General features: G+C 31.3%; 15 protein-coding genes. 3 read left to right on the forward strand and 12 right to left on the reverse strand.

All coding sequences use genetic code 11. The features are described from left to right. The first annotated feature begins 177 nt into the window (after window positions 1-177). Window positions 178-1,290: a lactonase family protein gene (locus V5J73_RS04860; RefSeq protein WP_338647995.1), complete on the forward strand. Its 1,113-nt coding sequence runs from the start codon at window positions 178-180 to the stop codon at window positions 1,288-1,290. Between the two features lie 154 nt (window positions 1,291-1,444). On the opposite strand, the gene V5J73_RS04865 is transcribed toward V5J73_RS04860, so the two are convergent. From V5J73_RS04865 to V5J73_RS04900, 8 genes are all read right to left on the reverse strand, one after another. Next, window positions 1,445-2,797 (reverse strand): DEAD/DEAH box helicase, encoded by a 1,353-nt coding sequence (locus V5J73_RS04865; protein WP_338647996.1) that lies wholly within the window; start codon window positions 2,795-2,797, stop codon window positions 1,445-1,447. Window positions 2,798-2,890: 93 nt separating this feature from the next. Next, window positions 2,891-3,247 (reverse strand): response regulator transcription factor, encoded by a 357-nt coding sequence (locus V5J73_RS04870; protein ID WP_338647997.1) that lies wholly within the window; start codon window positions 3,245-3,247, stop codon window positions 2,891-2,893. A gap of 18 nt (window positions 3,248-3,265) precedes the next feature. Further along, window positions 3,266-5,494 carry a DUF4838 domain-containing protein gene (locus V5J73_RS04875; protein WP_338647998.1) on the reverse strand — a complete coding sequence of 743 codons (2,229 nt, stop codon included), beginning with the start codon at window positions 5,492-5,494 and terminating at the stop codon, window positions 3,266-3,268. Between the two features lies 1 nt (window position 5,495). Further along, window positions 5,496-6,764, reverse strand: a complete 1,269-nt coding sequence (locus V5J73_RS04880; protein ID WP_338647999.1) for a YaiO family outer membrane beta-barrel protein — start codon at window positions 6,762-6,764, stop codon at window positions 5,496-5,498. Then, entirely contained in the window at window positions 6,764-8,197 is a 1,434-nt protein-coding gene (locus tag V5J73_RS04885) for a glycosyltransferase family 2 protein (RefSeq protein ID WP_338648000.1), read from the reverse strand. The genes V5J73_RS04880 and V5J73_RS04885 overlap by 1 nt, the downstream gene beginning before the upstream one ends. Next, complete coding sequence (locus V5J73_RS04890) at window positions 8,194-9,408, reverse strand: HEAT repeat domain-containing protein (protein ID WP_338648001.1); 1,215 nt, start codon at window positions 9,406-9,408, stop codon at window positions 8,194-8,196. The genes V5J73_RS04885 and V5J73_RS04890 overlap by 4 nt, the downstream gene beginning before the upstream one ends. A gap of 128 nt (window positions 9,409-9,536) precedes the next feature. Beyond that, window positions 9,537-10,301, reverse strand: a complete 765-nt coding sequence (locus V5J73_RS04895; protein ID WP_338648002.1) for a TIGR02757 family protein — start codon at window positions 10,299-10,301, stop codon at window positions 9,537-9,539. 71 nt (window positions 10,302-10,372) lie between these two features. After that, window positions 10,373-11,035: an ABC transporter ATP-binding protein gene (locus tag V5J73_RS04900; RefSeq protein WP_338648003.1), complete on the reverse strand. Its 663-nt coding sequence runs from the start codon at window positions 11,033-11,035 to the stop codon at window positions 10,373-10,375. Window positions 11,036-11,280: 245 nt separating this feature from the next. Here V5J73_RS04900 and msrA point away from each other — a divergent pair, with 245 nt between their 5' ends. Both msrA and V5J73_RS04910 read left to right on the forward strand, forming a co-directional pair. After that, window positions 11,281-11,829 carry a peptide-methionine (S)-S-oxide reductase MsrA gene (msrA, locus tag V5J73_RS04905; protein WP_338648591.1) on the forward strand — a complete coding sequence of 183 codons (549 nt, stop codon included), beginning with the start codon at window positions 11,281-11,283 and terminating at the stop codon, window positions 11,827-11,829. Between the two features lie 43 nt (window positions 11,830-11,872). Continuing rightward, window positions 11,873-12,169 (forward strand): hypothetical protein, encoded by a 297-nt coding sequence (locus V5J73_RS04910; RefSeq protein WP_338648004.1) that lies wholly within the window; start codon window positions 11,873-11,875, stop codon window positions 12,167-12,169. A 15-nt stretch (window positions 12,170-12,184) separates the two neighbouring features. Here V5J73_RS04910 and V5J73_RS04915 read toward each other — a convergent pair whose 3' ends face one another. From V5J73_RS04915 to V5J73_RS04930, 4 genes are all read right to left on the reverse strand, one after another. Next, window positions 12,185-12,487, reverse strand: coding sequence for a DUF6787 family protein (locus V5J73_RS04915; protein WP_338648005.1), 303 nt, complete (start codon window positions 12,485-12,487; stop codon window positions 12,185-12,187). A gap of 32 nt (window positions 12,488-12,519) precedes the next feature. After that, window positions 12,520-12,954 carry a DUF6146 family protein gene (locus V5J73_RS04920; RefSeq protein WP_338648006.1) on the reverse strand — a complete coding sequence of 145 codons (435 nt, stop codon included), beginning with the start codon at window positions 12,952-12,954 and terminating at the stop codon, window positions 12,520-12,522. A 114-nt stretch (window positions 12,955-13,068) separates the two neighbouring features. Further along, complete coding sequence (locus V5J73_RS04925) at window positions 13,069-13,632, reverse strand: DUF937 domain-containing protein (protein ID WP_338648007.1); 564 nt, start codon at window positions 13,630-13,632, stop codon at window positions 13,069-13,071. Between the two features lie 96 nt (window positions 13,633-13,728). Further along, a complete protein-coding gene (locus tag V5J73_RS04930; protein ID WP_338648009.1) occupies window positions 13,729-14,679 on the reverse strand; it encodes a D-2-hydroxyacid dehydrogenase in 951 nt (316 codons plus the stop codon). Window positions 14,680-14,691 lie beyond the last annotated feature (12 nt).

Below are 14,691 nucleotides of genomic sequence, written 5' to 3' on the forward strand. Positions count from 1 at the left end.
GGTTGAGTTTACTTCACTGGATTTTATTTTCAATGGAGTTCATTGAATTTCGTGAGTCAAAAATACAAATTTGTTGACAGTTTTAGATGAAGTTGTTATAATTTTTCAAAGGAATAAACAATTGACATTCATTATGAATATAATGTGTATTTTAGCTTTTCAATAAAATTTAAAAACATGAAAAAACCGTTTGCTGTTCTACTATTCATTTTCATTTTTACAAGTGTGCAAGCACAAAAAAATAAATTCAATTTACTGATTGGTACCTACACTCAAAGCTGTGATAGCAAAGGAATTTATGTTTATGATTTTGATTCAAAAACAGGTGATTTCAGTTTTAAAAATGCTACTGAAAAGGTTATAAATCCTAGTTATTTGTCGGTTTCAAAGGAGAATAACTTTATTTATGCCGTAAACGAGTTTGGTGCTGAAAGTACGGTAAGTTCTTTTAGTTACAATCCGTCAAGCGGAAAATTAGACTTAATCAACAAGCAAAGTTCAAAAGGTGCTGATCCCTGTTACATCATCAATGACGATAAAAATGTGATAATTGCCAATTATTCTGGTGGGAATATTTCTGTTTTTGCTAAGAAAAGTGATGGAAGTATCTCTGAAGCAAAACAAGTCATTCAACACTACGGAAAAGGGATTAATGCACAAAGACAAGAAGGTCCGCACGTTCACATGGTTCATTTTTCTCCTGACAAAAAGTTTGTTTTGTCCAATGATTTGGGGACTGATAAAGTATACTCCTATGCCTATAATCCTAATGCTGGGAGTACTGTTTTAGAATTAAAAGATAGTATTGCTGTAAAATCTGGAAGTGGACCAAGACATTTAACCTTCAGCAAAGACGGCAAATTTGTTTATTTATTACACGAACTTGACGGAGCATTAACGGTATTTAGTTACGCAAAGGGAATATTAAAGAAGATTGATGAAACTACCATTTTAGCGAAAGATTTCAAAGGAACGTTCAGTTCTGCAGATATTCATATTTCACCTGACGGGAAGTTTTTATATGCTTCTAATCGCGGGGAAGCCAATAACATTACAATTTTTAAAATTCTAAAGAACGGAAAATTGCAATTGCAAGGACAAACCAGTACTTTAGGAAAAGGACCTAGAAATTTTGCCATTGACCCAAGTGGGAATTTTCTTCTGGTAGCACATCAATATACTAATGATGTGGTGATTTTTAAAATAAATAAAACTACGGGAGCACTTACAGATACTGGAAAAAAAATAGCTTTATGTTCTCCTGTTTGTTTGGTTTTTACCAAGAATTAAACTTAAAAATTAAATAAAATTCACTAAAAAGGGTTGAAAAATGATTTCCATTTTTCAACCCTTTTTTACTATTAGTTTTTGTTTTTTTCTTTTGTTCCGATGTTAAGTTCAGAAAAAAAACAGGATTTAGAAGCTGTACACTAAAAACTGAACACTATTTGTTCTTGTCTTTTCTCTTTTTGTCTCTGGTTTTCAGCATATTTCTATTTACAGAACCGTGCGTTTTTTTCTTGGTTACTCCAGGGCCACCTAAATTGACTTTTTTGTTCTTTTTACTTTTTTCTTGAAAAGCGCCATCTCCTGTCAATTTTTGTTTTTTCATCATAAACTTAATCGGTTGTCTGTCTTTTTCAGGTTCGATTAATTTTGATGAAACTTCTACTGTTTCTGGGAAAGGCTCAATTGCTAATTCCATATTCATCAGTACTTCCACTTCTACTTTATACTCTTCTTCACGAGGAGCGATAAGACTAATTGCAGTTCCTGTTGCATCTGCACGACCAGTTCTACCAATACGGTGCATGTACAATTCTGGTAATTCTGGCATTTCAAAATTGACAACATGGGTAATGTTGGATATATCCAAACCTCTTGCCATGATATCAGTCGTTATCAAACCACGAAGATTTCCTTCTTGGAAGGAAGCCATTGTACTTAAGCGATAATTTTGTGATTTATTAGAGTGAATGACACCAAACTGGCCATCAAAATCTTCTTCGATGCGCTCGTGAAGCATATCTGAAATCTTCTTATTATTGACGAAAACCAAAATACGACTCATGTCTTCGTTTGACTCTAATAAGTATTTTAATAGATTTACTTTGGTATTGAAATTAGGGACGTTGTAGGTAATTTGTTTGATATTTTCCAATGGTGTCCCAGATGCTGATAGCGTAACTTCTTCAGGATAATCAAAATAGTCATTCAAAATAGCATCGACTTCATCAGTCATTGTTGCTGAAAAAAGGATGTTTTGGCGTTTTTTTGGCATCATAGCCAAAATAGCTGTCAATTGGGTACGAAACCCTAAATTTAGCATTTCGTCAAACTCATCAATTACTAGCTTTTGCATTTCTTCAAAACGAATTACATTATCTAGCGTTAAATCCATGATTCGTCCTGGAGTTCCTACCAAAACGTCACAACCTTGATAAACAGTTGTTTTTTGAGTATTGATATTTACCCCTCCAAAAATTCCAACAGTACGAACTGACATATATTTTGTCAATTTTTCTACCTCTTCTACTACTTGTACTACAAGCTCACGTGTTGGAACCAGAATTACTATTTTAGGAGTATGTCCAGGAGTAAATTTGTATAATTTTAATAAAGGCAATAGGTATGCAAATGTTTTACCAGTACCAGTTTGTGCAATTCCCATCATATCTCTTCCAGACATAATCACAGAAAAAGTTTTTTCCTGGATGGGAGTTGGAGCAGTAAATCCTAAATCATCTATTGCTTTTTGTACAGATTTAGGGAGATTGAATTGTTCGAAAGTAGCCATTTGCTTAAATTTTGTGCAAAGATACGTTTTTTATGAGGATACTCACATTAGGTAAAAATATTGTTATTTTTTTGATTTATCTAAGAACTCCTTTTAGACAAAACGTTTAACTCTTAAAACTAATTCGATTGGATTAAATGGCTTGGCTATGAAATCATCCACACCTAATTTAAAGCCTTCAATAACCGTTAAATCCTCTTTACCTAAAGCCGAAACTATAATCACTGGAATGCTTGGATAATTTTTTTTAGAATAGGCAGTAATTTCCAACCCTGATTTATAGGGCATCATTATATCAGTGATAATTAAATCAGGTTGCAGTATGCCTATTTGATCTATTCCATCATTTCCATCTCTTGAAATGAATGTTTCATAACCTTCTTTCTTTAAAATAAAATCTAAAATTTTAATGATTAAGTTGTCATCTTCTATTATTAATATTTTTTTCATGCTCATTTTAATTGTTTTTTATTTATTGTAGAGTTCAATCTCATCAATCATTATCATTGGTTTCTTTTGTTTTCGTTTTCGCCAGATTGGTAAATCATCTAAATTATCAATCTGTAACTTTATTTTATCAAACTTACTAAAGTTTTTACTGTTGATCTCTATCTGCTCCGTTTTAATAACAAAACTTTCTGATAAATTTCCAATAAATTTCTCTGTAATCAGTTGCCATTCTTTATTGTTAAAACCGTAAATAGAAATTTTCGACGGTTTAAAAATCCAATGTCTTTGATCGTCAAGGAAATTTATTTTTATTTGATTGAAATCCAATTTGTTGGTGATTATTTCTATTTCGGGATTAATCCCATACCATCCAATCCAATTGATATTGTAATCTTTATGACCTCGAATTCCATCTACTAAGCCATAACTTCCTTTTCCTGTAAATTCTTCTGCTGGTAATGTCAAAAAATTAACCTTTAGTTTTTCTCCTAAATGATTTGTCGTGTCTTTGGCTATTTCGAGCCATTCTTGGTAATACTGTTCTGGTGATAAACCACCCTCACTTAATTCATAAATTCCTAGTTCAGAGCATTTTTTTGTAAATTTTAGTACTCTTTCTTGTATTCCTTTTACTACTTCTTTTTGTCCTTTTTCATTGACAATAAACATACCATGTAGATCCTTTCCATAAAACTTTGATTGTTCAAAAAATACATATTCTAATGCTAGTCGCAATTTTTCGACTCTTGATGCTAAAACAGTATCTTGTTCAACCGCATTTAAAGCTTCATTAATCAAATAATCATATTGATTCATTGCTTCAGTTGATAAAAATGTATTTCTGCATTGAACTGGGCCTGAATAAATGTCCAGATAAGAATTAAATTTTTGTTGATTTTGCGCTAAAAGATTTAAATATCGTCTAATATTCGGAGCTGCTTTACCATAAAAACCACGAAGGAAGTCATCTGTAGTGGCTTCTATATCGATATCAGTATTCCATAATAATTTAGCTAATAGATATTGTCTTAATTCTGTGAAATCTCCCGGAACGTCAGCATATCCTTGTACAAATAACCCTTTTATATTGTTTTTTTTAAAGAACTTGTAGTTGTCTGAAAAGGTATGGATATTAGGAAAAGGAGATAAATAATTAGAAAATTGTACTGTATAATCCCATAGGTATAGATGAGACGTGGTTTTGTTCCAATCTTGCAATGTATTTTTAAAAGATTTACTGTAATTGTCGTCTACAATAGATTTCCCACGGTTTAATTCTATTGGGCAAAATAAGGTATATATATTTGGTTGCAAGATTAAACTTGTCGGGGGTTTTAAGCTATGAAGATAAGCTAGAGTTGTTATTTTAGTTTTAGGAAATTGTCGCGCAATTTTGTTTAAAAAATGATACAGAGAACCTTGCGGACCTCCATATTTAGTGTTTAGAGTTTTGCATTCTGGGCATTCACAGTAGACTACATCATCATTCTGACTTACAGAATAAAAAGAAGCGTTCGGATTTTTCGTTATGACTTTTTGCATTTTTTGTAATACTAAATCGACCACAGTATCATTAGTCATGCAAAGTGATTCAGAATTGCGGTTTCCATCATACAAAGCATAAAAGGTTGGATTCTTTTTGAAATATTCTTGAGGCGGTAGAAGTTTACTAAAGGAATGTCCCCAAATGCTAAAGTCTTCTAAATGCCAATCTAATTTATGCCAATCTCTAAAGTTTTCATCGTAAGCATCTGGATATAATAACACTCGATACCCAAAAGAAGGTTTATGATACTGTTCTGTATTTTTTGGGAATACAACTGCATCTAATTTTGGAATATAGGTTTCTTTAGACGTGAATTTTCTAAATCCCCAAGTTTCTAATAATGTATAAACCGCATAGTGTAACAATTTTTCATTTGGTGCGATTAAAAAAATATCGGTTGCATTACTTCTAATGATAAAACTATTATTGGTATTTAATTTTTTTAAATTTGATATGCTAAGATGAATTTTTGAGTTTTTTTTACTCGAACCATTCTGAATTAAAAATGAATTAGTAAAAGATTTATCCAAATACGATTTTAAAATTATAGCCGCTGGTCTTTCTTTCTCTGAATCAATGAGGATCAAGTTCTCTTTAGTTGTTTGATTTGTAAAACTAATATCAGATTGAGCCATCATTTTAAAACTTAAAAGGAAAAGGATAAATAGTATTCTATTTAAATTCAGTTTTTTATAAAACATTTTAGAATTTATATTGGAACATTAATGATATTTCTAATTCATTTTGTTTCAAGTTAGGCGCATACTCTTGATTGTTAAATGTTGTTTGAATTCCTGCTAAATAATGATTGTTGATTAGTCTATTATATCCAGCACCAATTCTAAAGGAGTTAAGGCTTACTCTTTGCTCAAATTGACCCAAGGTTGTTCTCTCATCTGGTGACGTTCCGTATCCAGCAACTACTGAAAAATAGTCATATTTGGTATCCAAATAATATCTGGTGGTAAGTGCAAATGATGGATTGTATTCATTGTCGTTATTCTGTAAGTACGACCTAAAATTGATCCAATAGGATCCAATATATTTACCAACTCCTAAAACAATTATTTTAGTTTCTATAGTTTCAGATTCAATGTATCGCAAGCCTAAATCAGCTTCCCATCCTTTTTTGAAATTTTGATAAAAAGAATATCCAACTCTTAATCTTGGAAAAACCAAATCTGGACTATATGCTATACTCACATAAGAATAATTATTTTTCCCTGTAAAAAAATAGGATTCTGCTTCAAATTGTTTGCCTTCAGCAATACTTTCACCGGAAGATAATCTATTGGCATAATTAACACGACCTATTAATGAACCCCAACCACGTTCTCTAATGTATTGAATACTTCCTAGGTGCCAAGGTCCATAACCTTCTCTATTGAAGGTGGTGTAACTGTAATTTATACCCAATCTGTCAGCATTAATTTTTGACTCAATGAGAAAAAGGCTTTGCTTAATTTCAGGATCGTTAGGGTATTTAACTTGTAAAGATTGTATATAATTATATTCTTTTTTAGTTTCTTTTTGTACTTGATACAACACTATTTTCTTTTTCTGAAAATCTCTATTATCAGGATGCATTTGAATGGCTTGCTCAATAGTTTTCTCTGCTTCTGTGTAGTTTTCTTTTTCTAATTCTATGTTAATTAAGTAATTGAAAGCATCTTCGTTGGCATTAGTTTTTTTGATGAAATAGTTATAGTAGTAGGCTGCACTATCTTTATTTTTCAATAGATCATGGTTACGCCCTAATATCAAATAATAATCAAGATAATTTGGGGCTATTTTTTTAGCCATTAATGCTCTTTGAATATTCTTCGCATAATTTTTTTCATTCTGCATGTCTTTTACGATAACTGTTAAAAGACTATCGGTGTCAATTTTTTGTGCGTTGATTTTTTGATTAGAAAAAATCAATATTAAAACAAATACTACGATTGAATTTAAAATTTTGTTGTTTTTCATTATATTTTTTTTTTCTCCATTGTAAATCCTTGACGCACCATTACGCCCCATTTTTGTTCTTTTTGTCTCAAAAAGTGCCAATACCCTTTTATAGAGGCATACACATTGAGCGGATGAAAGACTAAAGGCTCAATAAAAATCATTATTATTAGTATTAATACCTCTTTGATACCTGTGTAATGCTTATAAATTAATTGATCTAAAAACACCGAAATTAGTGTTATACTTATGTAAAATAAATATACAAAAGCACCGCCAATCAATAAAAAATCAAAGTTAATATTAAAAAATAGTAGGTCTACTGTTAAGGTTATTAAACCTAAAATTTCCAAAATTGGAACTGCAAATTCATAAAGTAAATAATAAGGAAAAATTAAGAGTCCCGTTTTACCGTACTTTGGATTAAAAAAAACATCTTTATGTAAAAATAATGTTTGAACCAATCCTCTGGCCCAACGTACACGTTGCCTTAAAAATATAGTCATACTGGCAGGAACCTCAGTCCAGCATAAGGATTCAGGGATGTAAATGATTAAGAATTTTTCTTTTTTCTGGTGCATCAATTTTCTCATACGAGTGATAAGTTCCATATCTTCACCAAGTGATTTATGCCAATATCCACCAGCTTCAATAACAGTTTCCTTATCAAACATTCCCAAACCGCCTGAAACTAATAGTAAACCATTAATTTTGCTCCAAGCCATTCTTCCAAATAAAAAAGAGCGTATGTATTCTAGTTCCTGAAAACGGGCAAAAAAATTATCTGGGAAATGAGATTTAAAAAGCATTCCATCTTTAAATTCACATGAATTTGAAATTCGGATTGCAGCTCCAGTAGCGATTACTTTTTCTGTATTTTCGATAAAAGGTTTGGCAAGCATAGAAATGGTATCTTTTCTTAAAATACAATCTACATCTGTACAAATGAATAAAGAGTATTTGGCTGAATTGATACCGGCATTTGATCCATCAGCTTTACTTTTCCCGTTTTCCTTGTCTACAACTAAAAGTTTAGAGTATATAGGATTCGTTGATTTATAATGCCCTCTTACAGGTTGTGTTGGTATTTTTTCCTGATAGAAAAAATCAACTTTCACCAAATTAAACTCACTAATTAATATTTCAAGAGTCTTATCAGTACTTCCGTCATTAACAATAACTACTTCAAATTTTGGATATTCTTGAAAGAGTAATGATTTAACGTTGTATACAATTGTAGTAGCTTCGTTAAATGCAGGAGCAACTATAGAGACACCTACAGTATGATTAGATTTAACTAATATTTCTTTAAGTAAAAAGTACTTAGATTTATAATACTTTTTTATTGCTACCCAAGATAATATAGCTAGTATTAAATAGAATAAAATATAACTAATCGAATAATAAGCGATATAGGTTTCGTAGGTTTTAATAATGGTTTCTAAGGTATTCAATTTAGCTGGGGGGTATTAACATGTAAAATAATTCTTTTGATGATTTCATCTTCTGCGGCATCCTCAGTTGTGTAGGTGTTAAAAAAAGTAGGATCAATTTTAGCAATACATTTTACAATTTCAAATTTTATTTCTAAATCTGATTCTCCTAAAAGAATGCTCAAAGCAAAATCTTTTGTTTCATTATCACCAATCACGCCCATTGTTTTTAAAGCAGAAATTTTATTTCGTTTATCGGTTTCTTTTGGATAACTGTTTATTAAAAGCTCATTTGCTTCGATAATATATAAATTCCGAATAACTAAGAATGTTTCTTTTCGTACTTTACTATTAGTATTATTTAAAAGATGACTTATTTGATCAATGGTTAAAGTTTCTCTATATCGAATCATTAATTTAATAGCAAGTATCACTACAGAGCTATTTTTATTAGTAAGCCATTCATTAATTTTTTTTGGTAAAGTAGATTTTTTTTGATGAATTATATCAAGGATTTTAAGCTCATCTGCATAAGATATTTGTTTTTCATAATTACTTAAAAAGTCAAATTTTTGATCAGAAAGGGAGATTACTGCAATCAATGCATTCGATTTTAAGAATTTATTTTTAACATATATATTAGGTCTTATGTGTCCTGTTTTGATTTTGTATTCTAATATTTGATAATGGTAAATTCCTAATAATTTATTTTCCCAGCTCCTACTTTTAATCAGTTTATTGCTATAATCATGAAATCCAAAATATTTATAAATTAGCAGCATTTGATGCGGATTGACTCCGTTAATATTTCTTTTAATGGTAATGATTTTATTTAGAATAATACCCTTACACCATCTTTTTTTAAAAGGAACTTGTTGTTTAAATAATTTTATCTGGCCTTTTATGTAGTTAGAGTCATAATTAGAAAATATAATTTCAGTTAGGAAATCATTTATTTTGATGTCTACTTCGTTTTTTATAATTAATTTTTTTTCAAAACCATATCGATTCAGAATCAATAATATTACTAAAGAAATAATGATAATCAATAAGAAAGGAATAGCAATATATTTAAGTAAATCTGAAGGAAATTCAGCTTTTGAAAAAGAATAATTAAAAGCAAATAATTCATTTTTAATATTTTCGAAGCTTATCTGAGTCTCTACTTTTTTTAATAAAAATACGATACTGTTTGTAATGTTTTTGAATAAATTATATAAATAACTGGTCATACTTTTATGCGATTAGGTCTCAAGTTAAGCGATTTGAGTCTCGTGAATTAAATGTTATTTGAATGCTAAATTAATCTATTTCATAGCTCGATAAATATATGTATAAAAATAGATATTATATGCTAAATTTAAAATTTTTCAAAAACACCTAGTCCAAATAATGCGAAGTCATACTTCACTGGATCATTTACATCGAATTCACGAAGTTTTAAATCTAATTCGGCTAATGCTTTTCCATCATTTTGTTTTCGGGTAAGTAATCCTAATTTCCGGGCTACATTACCAGAATGTACATCCAAAGGGCAAGATAAAGAAGCCGGAGAGATACTCTTCCATATTCCTAAATCGACACCTTTAGTATCTTGACGCACCATCCAACGTAAATACATGTTTATTCGCTTGGCTGCAGAATTGTTCAGCGGGTCAGAAATGTGTTTTTGGGTCCTATAGTGATGAGGAATTTCGAAGAATGTCTTTTTAAATTCGTGAATGCTTTTTTGCATGTTTTCTAACTCTTGGTTTTTTGTATATACGGCTTCTAGTCCATTATGGTTTTCATAAATGTTTTTTAAGCCTCTAATAAAACCCGTAAAATCCTGTCCATTAAAAGTGCGATGCACAAAAGTTTCTAATTGTTCCAAATCATTTTCGGAATGTGACATAACAAAATCATATGGCGCATTTCCCATTAAATCCATCATTTTATGGGAATTTTTAATAATCATTTTACGATTACCCCAAGCTATTGTAGCGCTCAGAAAACCAGCAATTTCTATGTCTTCTTTTTGTGAAAATAAATGTGGAATTTGTACGGGATCACTTTCAATGAAATCGAGTGTGTTGTATTGGAGTACTTTTTCGTCTAGAAAATCTTTAAGTTCTGAAGAATTCATTTTTTTTAAGTTTAAAGTTTAAAGTGGTTCGTCGTTTCAAATGAACTTTAAACCTGAAACTTCAAACTTTTTTAATTACTAATCAAGCCATCTACCATTATTAACTTTCTGTCAGCCATATTAGCTAATTCCTCGTTGTGTGTCACAATGACAAAGGTTTGCCCAAACTCATCGCGTAATTTGAAAAAGAGTTGGTGCAAGTTCTCAGCCGATGCAGTATCAAGATTTCCCGAAGGTTCATCTGCAAAAATGATGGCTGGTTTGTTGATCAAGGCTCTTGCTACGGCCACACGTTGCTGTTCTCCTCCTGAAAGTTCATTGGGTTTGTGATTCATTCTATGGAAAAGTCCAAGATAGGTTAGCAATTTTTTTGCTTCAATCTCAGTTTCTGATTTTGATTTATTTGCAATAAAAGCAGGAATGCACACATTTTCTAGTGCTGTAAATTCGGGTAATAATTGGTGAAATTGGAAGATAAAACCTAAATTTAAATTCCTGAACTTAGACAAAATTTTGTCATTCATAGTCAGAATATCTTCATTGTTGATGCGTAATTCAATTCCATTTTCAACAGTTGGTTTGTCTAAAGTTCCAAGGATTTGCAAAAGAGTTGTTTTTCCAGCTCCCGAAGCACCAACGATAGAGACAATTTCTCCTTTTTGAATATGTAAATCAACTCCTTTCAACACGTGTAGTTGATCGTAATATTTGTGTAGATTTTTGGCTTGTATCATTTTGAAACTATTTTTACAAAGAAACAAAGATTTTAATGATTATTAAATGCATCCCAATATATTTTGCTTTGACAAACTATAAACTTTAGTTAATATCCAATAATCAGTTCGTTTAAATGAATAAATTTGGTTCTAAATCTAAAATGATGAAAAAAATAATTGGTATTTTTTTGGCACTTTTGCCTTTTTCATTTTGTGCAAAAGAGAAGAGTGTTGTTGTGCCAAAAAGTAAAGAAATAAAAAATATGGAAATACAAAACGGATTGGAAGTGGCCACATTTGCTGGAGGTTGTTTTTGGTGTACAGAAGCAGTTTTTTTAGAACTGGACGGAGTAAAAAAAGTTGTTTCGGGATACATTGGTGGCGCGACTCTAAACCCAACATACAAAGATATTTGTAATGGTGACACTGGTCATGCCGAAGCTATTGAAATTACATTTGATCCTAATAAAATAAGTTTTGGAGAGCTATTAGAAATTTTCTTTGCCACACATGATCCTACTACTTTAAATCGTCAGGGAAATGATGTTGGAACCCAATATCGAAGTGAAATTTTTTATCATAATCCAGTACAAAAACAACTTTCTCAAGATTATATCGCTTTGATGACTAGTGAAAATACTTTTGGTAGACCAATTGTTACTAAAATTTCACAAGCGTCTAAGTTTTATGAAGCTGAAGATTATCATCAAAATTATTACAATCAAAATAAAACCCAAGGATATTGTAGCTATGTAATTACTCCAAAAATTGAGAAGCTAAAAAAAATGTATCAAGACAAACTCAAAAAATAATTGGCATTAGATTTGTTCAGTTTTAGGGAAATTAAAAATAATTATGACAGATCAAGTTCCCATTAGTGTAGAAAGCAATAAAACTAGAAATCTCTTTTTGGGTATTCTCTTTGATGCAATAGGATTGCTATCATTTACGATTCCGCTTGTTGGTGAGTTCTCTGATGTGATTTGGGCACCACTTGCGGGATTTCTAATGACTTGGATGTATAAAGGAACAGTAGGAAAGGTGGGAGGAGTAGTTACTTTTCTAGAAGAAATTTTACCTTTTTCAGATTTTATACCAACATTTACGCTGACTTGGATTTATAATTATTGGATTAAAAAACAAAACGCCTAGTATTTGAAGCGTTTTTTATGCTTTAAAAAGAAATCCCAACCCCATGCGTTTCAGCATCTTTTTTTCGAATGTCCAAAAGAATTTGAACTGTCCAAAAAGAAATCCTATTAGGACTAAAAGCACCTGGTAGATTGGAAAAATTAAAATTAGCCGGATAGGAGTAAACCAATAACCTAAGTCTGCTTTTGTAATTCCTAACCAGAAACAAAATGGTTTAGAGAGCCATGCCGAAGTCGAGCCGGTAATTGCAAAAACAATAAATATGATTGTAAGTTGGAAATTGGTCTCAATTCCCCAACGCTGTTTTAGTTTATTCATTTTTATTTATAATGATTACAAATATAGCAACATTATCTTATAGGGACTAAACCAAAAAGTTTTTGTTTGTAGGTATTTTGAAAATAAATCATATAATTATAAATCAAATAATTTACTTCATAACCATAATCAATATTTGGATCATAATTGATTGTCATTTCATATAAATTTGGACTGTAGCGCATGGGTTGTAACACTCGGCTATTCCACTCGGTAATGTAGAATTGATTTTTATTCTCTAAATAGCTTTGAGAATAATAGCCTCTTGGGTAAGCTCTAGAAATAAGCCACGTGCTAAAACCGGGATCAATAATAATTACTTCATATTCGAGCTCGTCATTGGCAATTCGCACAGTATCACCTTGAGTTGCAAGGGGCTTTTCAGTACTTGGAAAATTAGACTTTGAAGTGTTACAACTAAAAATAGAAACTAGAATAATTGCTAATAGATAAACACTATTTTTCATAATCAGAAAATTGAATATTAAATTTACAAAATTAAATGATTTGTTAGTATGGTTTTAACATAAAAAAATCACCCACGACGAGTAGATGATTTTTTAAAAATATTTTTATTTTTATTATTTTCCAAAAAGTTTGCCGAGTATGCTTCCTATTCCACCACCTTTTTTTGTTACGGCTGACATGGCATCACTGATATCTACTTTACCATCTGCATTTTGGTCTAAACCAAATTGACCTCCATATTTAGATATAGCATCCATTATGCCTGAATTCTGGGCACTATTACCAGAAATCGCCGCTATCACATCCGAAATTTGAAAACTACTATCATTAGGGTCTTTTGCTTTATTGACTAAAGAACCTAAAATTTGAGGAATTAAACTTCCTGCAACACCAGAGGCAGTTTCACTGTTTATACCAAATTTTTCACCTAAGCTTCCTGTAAGTTGTTCGGTGAGTTTTTGTACTACAGGATTTGAACTGTCTTGAGCATTGTTTCCTTGAAATAAACCTGCAAGTTGATCTGCTCCGCCTTCTGAAACTATTTTTTGTAACCCAGAAAAAATTGAACTACTTGCCTCGGTCATAACTGCTTCATTTTGCTCGTTTGGAATCGCTTGGTTTTTAACAACTGATTCTACTCCAAACTGTTGTGCTAATTGTGTTAATTGTTCAAACATGGAAAGTATTTTTTAAATTAGAAATCAAATTTAACGAAAAAAGGGACTTATTAAACAAAGTTAATAAATCCCTTTTTATTTATTTAGTCAAAAATACTAGCCTAATATGCTAATAATTTGTGAAGCTAATTCAGTACCAATTCTATCTTGAGCTTCTCCTGTTGCTGCTCCAATATGTGGAGTCAACGAGATTTTATGATTCATCAAAATAGCCATTTCAGGAGTTGGTTCGTTTTCAAAAACATCTAATCCTGCAAATAATACTTTTCCGCTGTCTAATGCTTTTACTAATGCCACTTCGTCAATAACACCACCACGAGCACAGTTTACAATACCTACACCGTTTTTCATGATTGCCAATTCTTTCTCTCCAATGATGTAACCATCTTGAGCAGGAACGTGTAATGTGATGAAATCAGCTTCTTTGAATACAGATTCCAAAGATTGAGAAATGATAGTTGTAGTAATTGATTGTCCATCAAAAAATGCCACTGTAATATCAACTTGTGGGATAAAACTATCAGCAGCAATTACTTTCATTCCTAAACCTAATGCCATTTTAGCGGTAGCCTGACCAATACGGCCAATTCCTACAACACCAAGCGTTTTTCCTCTTAATTCAACTCCGTTTGCATAGGCTTTTTTCAAACCTTCAAAGTTGGTGTCGCCTTCAAGAGGCATATTTCTGTTCGAATCATGCAAGAAACGAACACCAGAAAATAAATGTGCAAAAACTAATTCAGCCACTGATTCTGATGAAGAAGCTGGAGTGTTTATTACGTGAATTCCTTTGCTTTTAGCATAATCCACATCAATGTTATCCATTCCTACACCACCACGACCTATAATTTTTAATCCTGGGCAAGCGTCGATGATGTCTTTACGAACTTTAGTCGCACTACGCACCAAAACTACACTTACATTATTTTCGTTTACAAAATTAGCTACTTGTTCTTGAGCTACTTTTGTAGTTATAACTTCAAATCCACCTTTTTCTAAAGCTAGAATTCCACTTTTTGAAATTCCATCGTTGGCTAATACTTTCATTTGTATTTATTT

Origin of the sequence: Flavobacterium sp. KS-LB2 (assembly GCF_036895565.1) — a bacterium.
In the GTDB taxonomy this organism is placed as follows: Bacteria; Bacteroidota; Bacteroidia; order Flavobacteriales; family Flavobacteriaceae; genus Flavobacterium.

Bases quoted from the DNA above. Each gene is read 5' to 3' on its own strand.
- V5J73_RS04900 (WP_338648003.1), bottom strand. From the start codon at position 11,035: ATGATACAAGCCAAAAATCTACACAAATATTACGATCAACTACACGTG.
- V5J73_RS04870 (WP_338647997.1), bottom strand. From the start codon at position 3,247: ATGAAAAAAATATTAATAATAGAAGATGACAACTTAATCATTAAAATT.
- msrA (WP_338648591.1), top strand. From the start codon at position 11,281: ATGGAAATACAAAACGGATTGGAAGTGGCCACATTTGCTGGAGGTTGT.
- V5J73_RS04880 (WP_338647999.1), bottom strand. From the start codon at position 6,764: ATGAAAAACAACAAAATTTTAAATTCAATCGTAGTATTTGTTTTAATA.
- V5J73_RS04895 (WP_338648002.1), bottom strand. From the start codon at position 10,301: ATGAATTCTTCAGAACTTAAAGATTTTCTAGACGAAAAAGTACTCCAA.
- V5J73_RS04930 (WP_338648009.1), bottom strand. From the start codon at position 14,679: ATGAAAGTATTAGCCAACGATGGAATTTCAAAAAGTGGAATTCTAGCT.
- V5J73_RS04865 (WP_338647996.1), bottom strand. From the start codon at position 2,797: ATGGCTACTTTCGAACAATTCAATCTCCCTAAATCTGTACAAAAAGCA.
- V5J73_RS04920 (WP_338648006.1), bottom strand. From the start codon at position 12,954: ATGAAAAATAGTGTTTATCTATTAGCAATTATTCTAGTTTCTATTTTT.
- V5J73_RS04925 (WP_338648007.1), bottom strand. From the start codon at position 13,632: ATGTTTGAACAATTAACACAATTAGCACAACAGTTTGGAGTAGAATCA.
- V5J73_RS04910 (WP_338648004.1), top strand. From the start codon at position 11,873: ATGACAGATCAAGTTCCCATTAGTGTAGAAAGCAATAAAACTAGAAAT.
- V5J73_RS04890 (WP_338648001.1), bottom strand. From the start codon at position 9,408: ATGACCAGTTATTTATATAATTTATTCAAAAACATTACAAACAGTATC.
- V5J73_RS04875 (WP_338647998.1), bottom strand. From the start codon at position 5,494: ATGTTTTATAAAAAACTGAATTTAAATAGAATACTATTTATCCTTTTC.
- V5J73_RS04915 (WP_338648005.1), bottom strand. From the start codon at position 12,487: ATGAATAAACTAAAACAGCGTTGGGGAATTGAGACCAATTTCCAACTT.
- V5J73_RS04860 (WP_338647995.1), top strand. From the start codon at position 178: ATGAAAAAACCGTTTGCTGTTCTACTATTCATTTTCATTTTTACAAGT.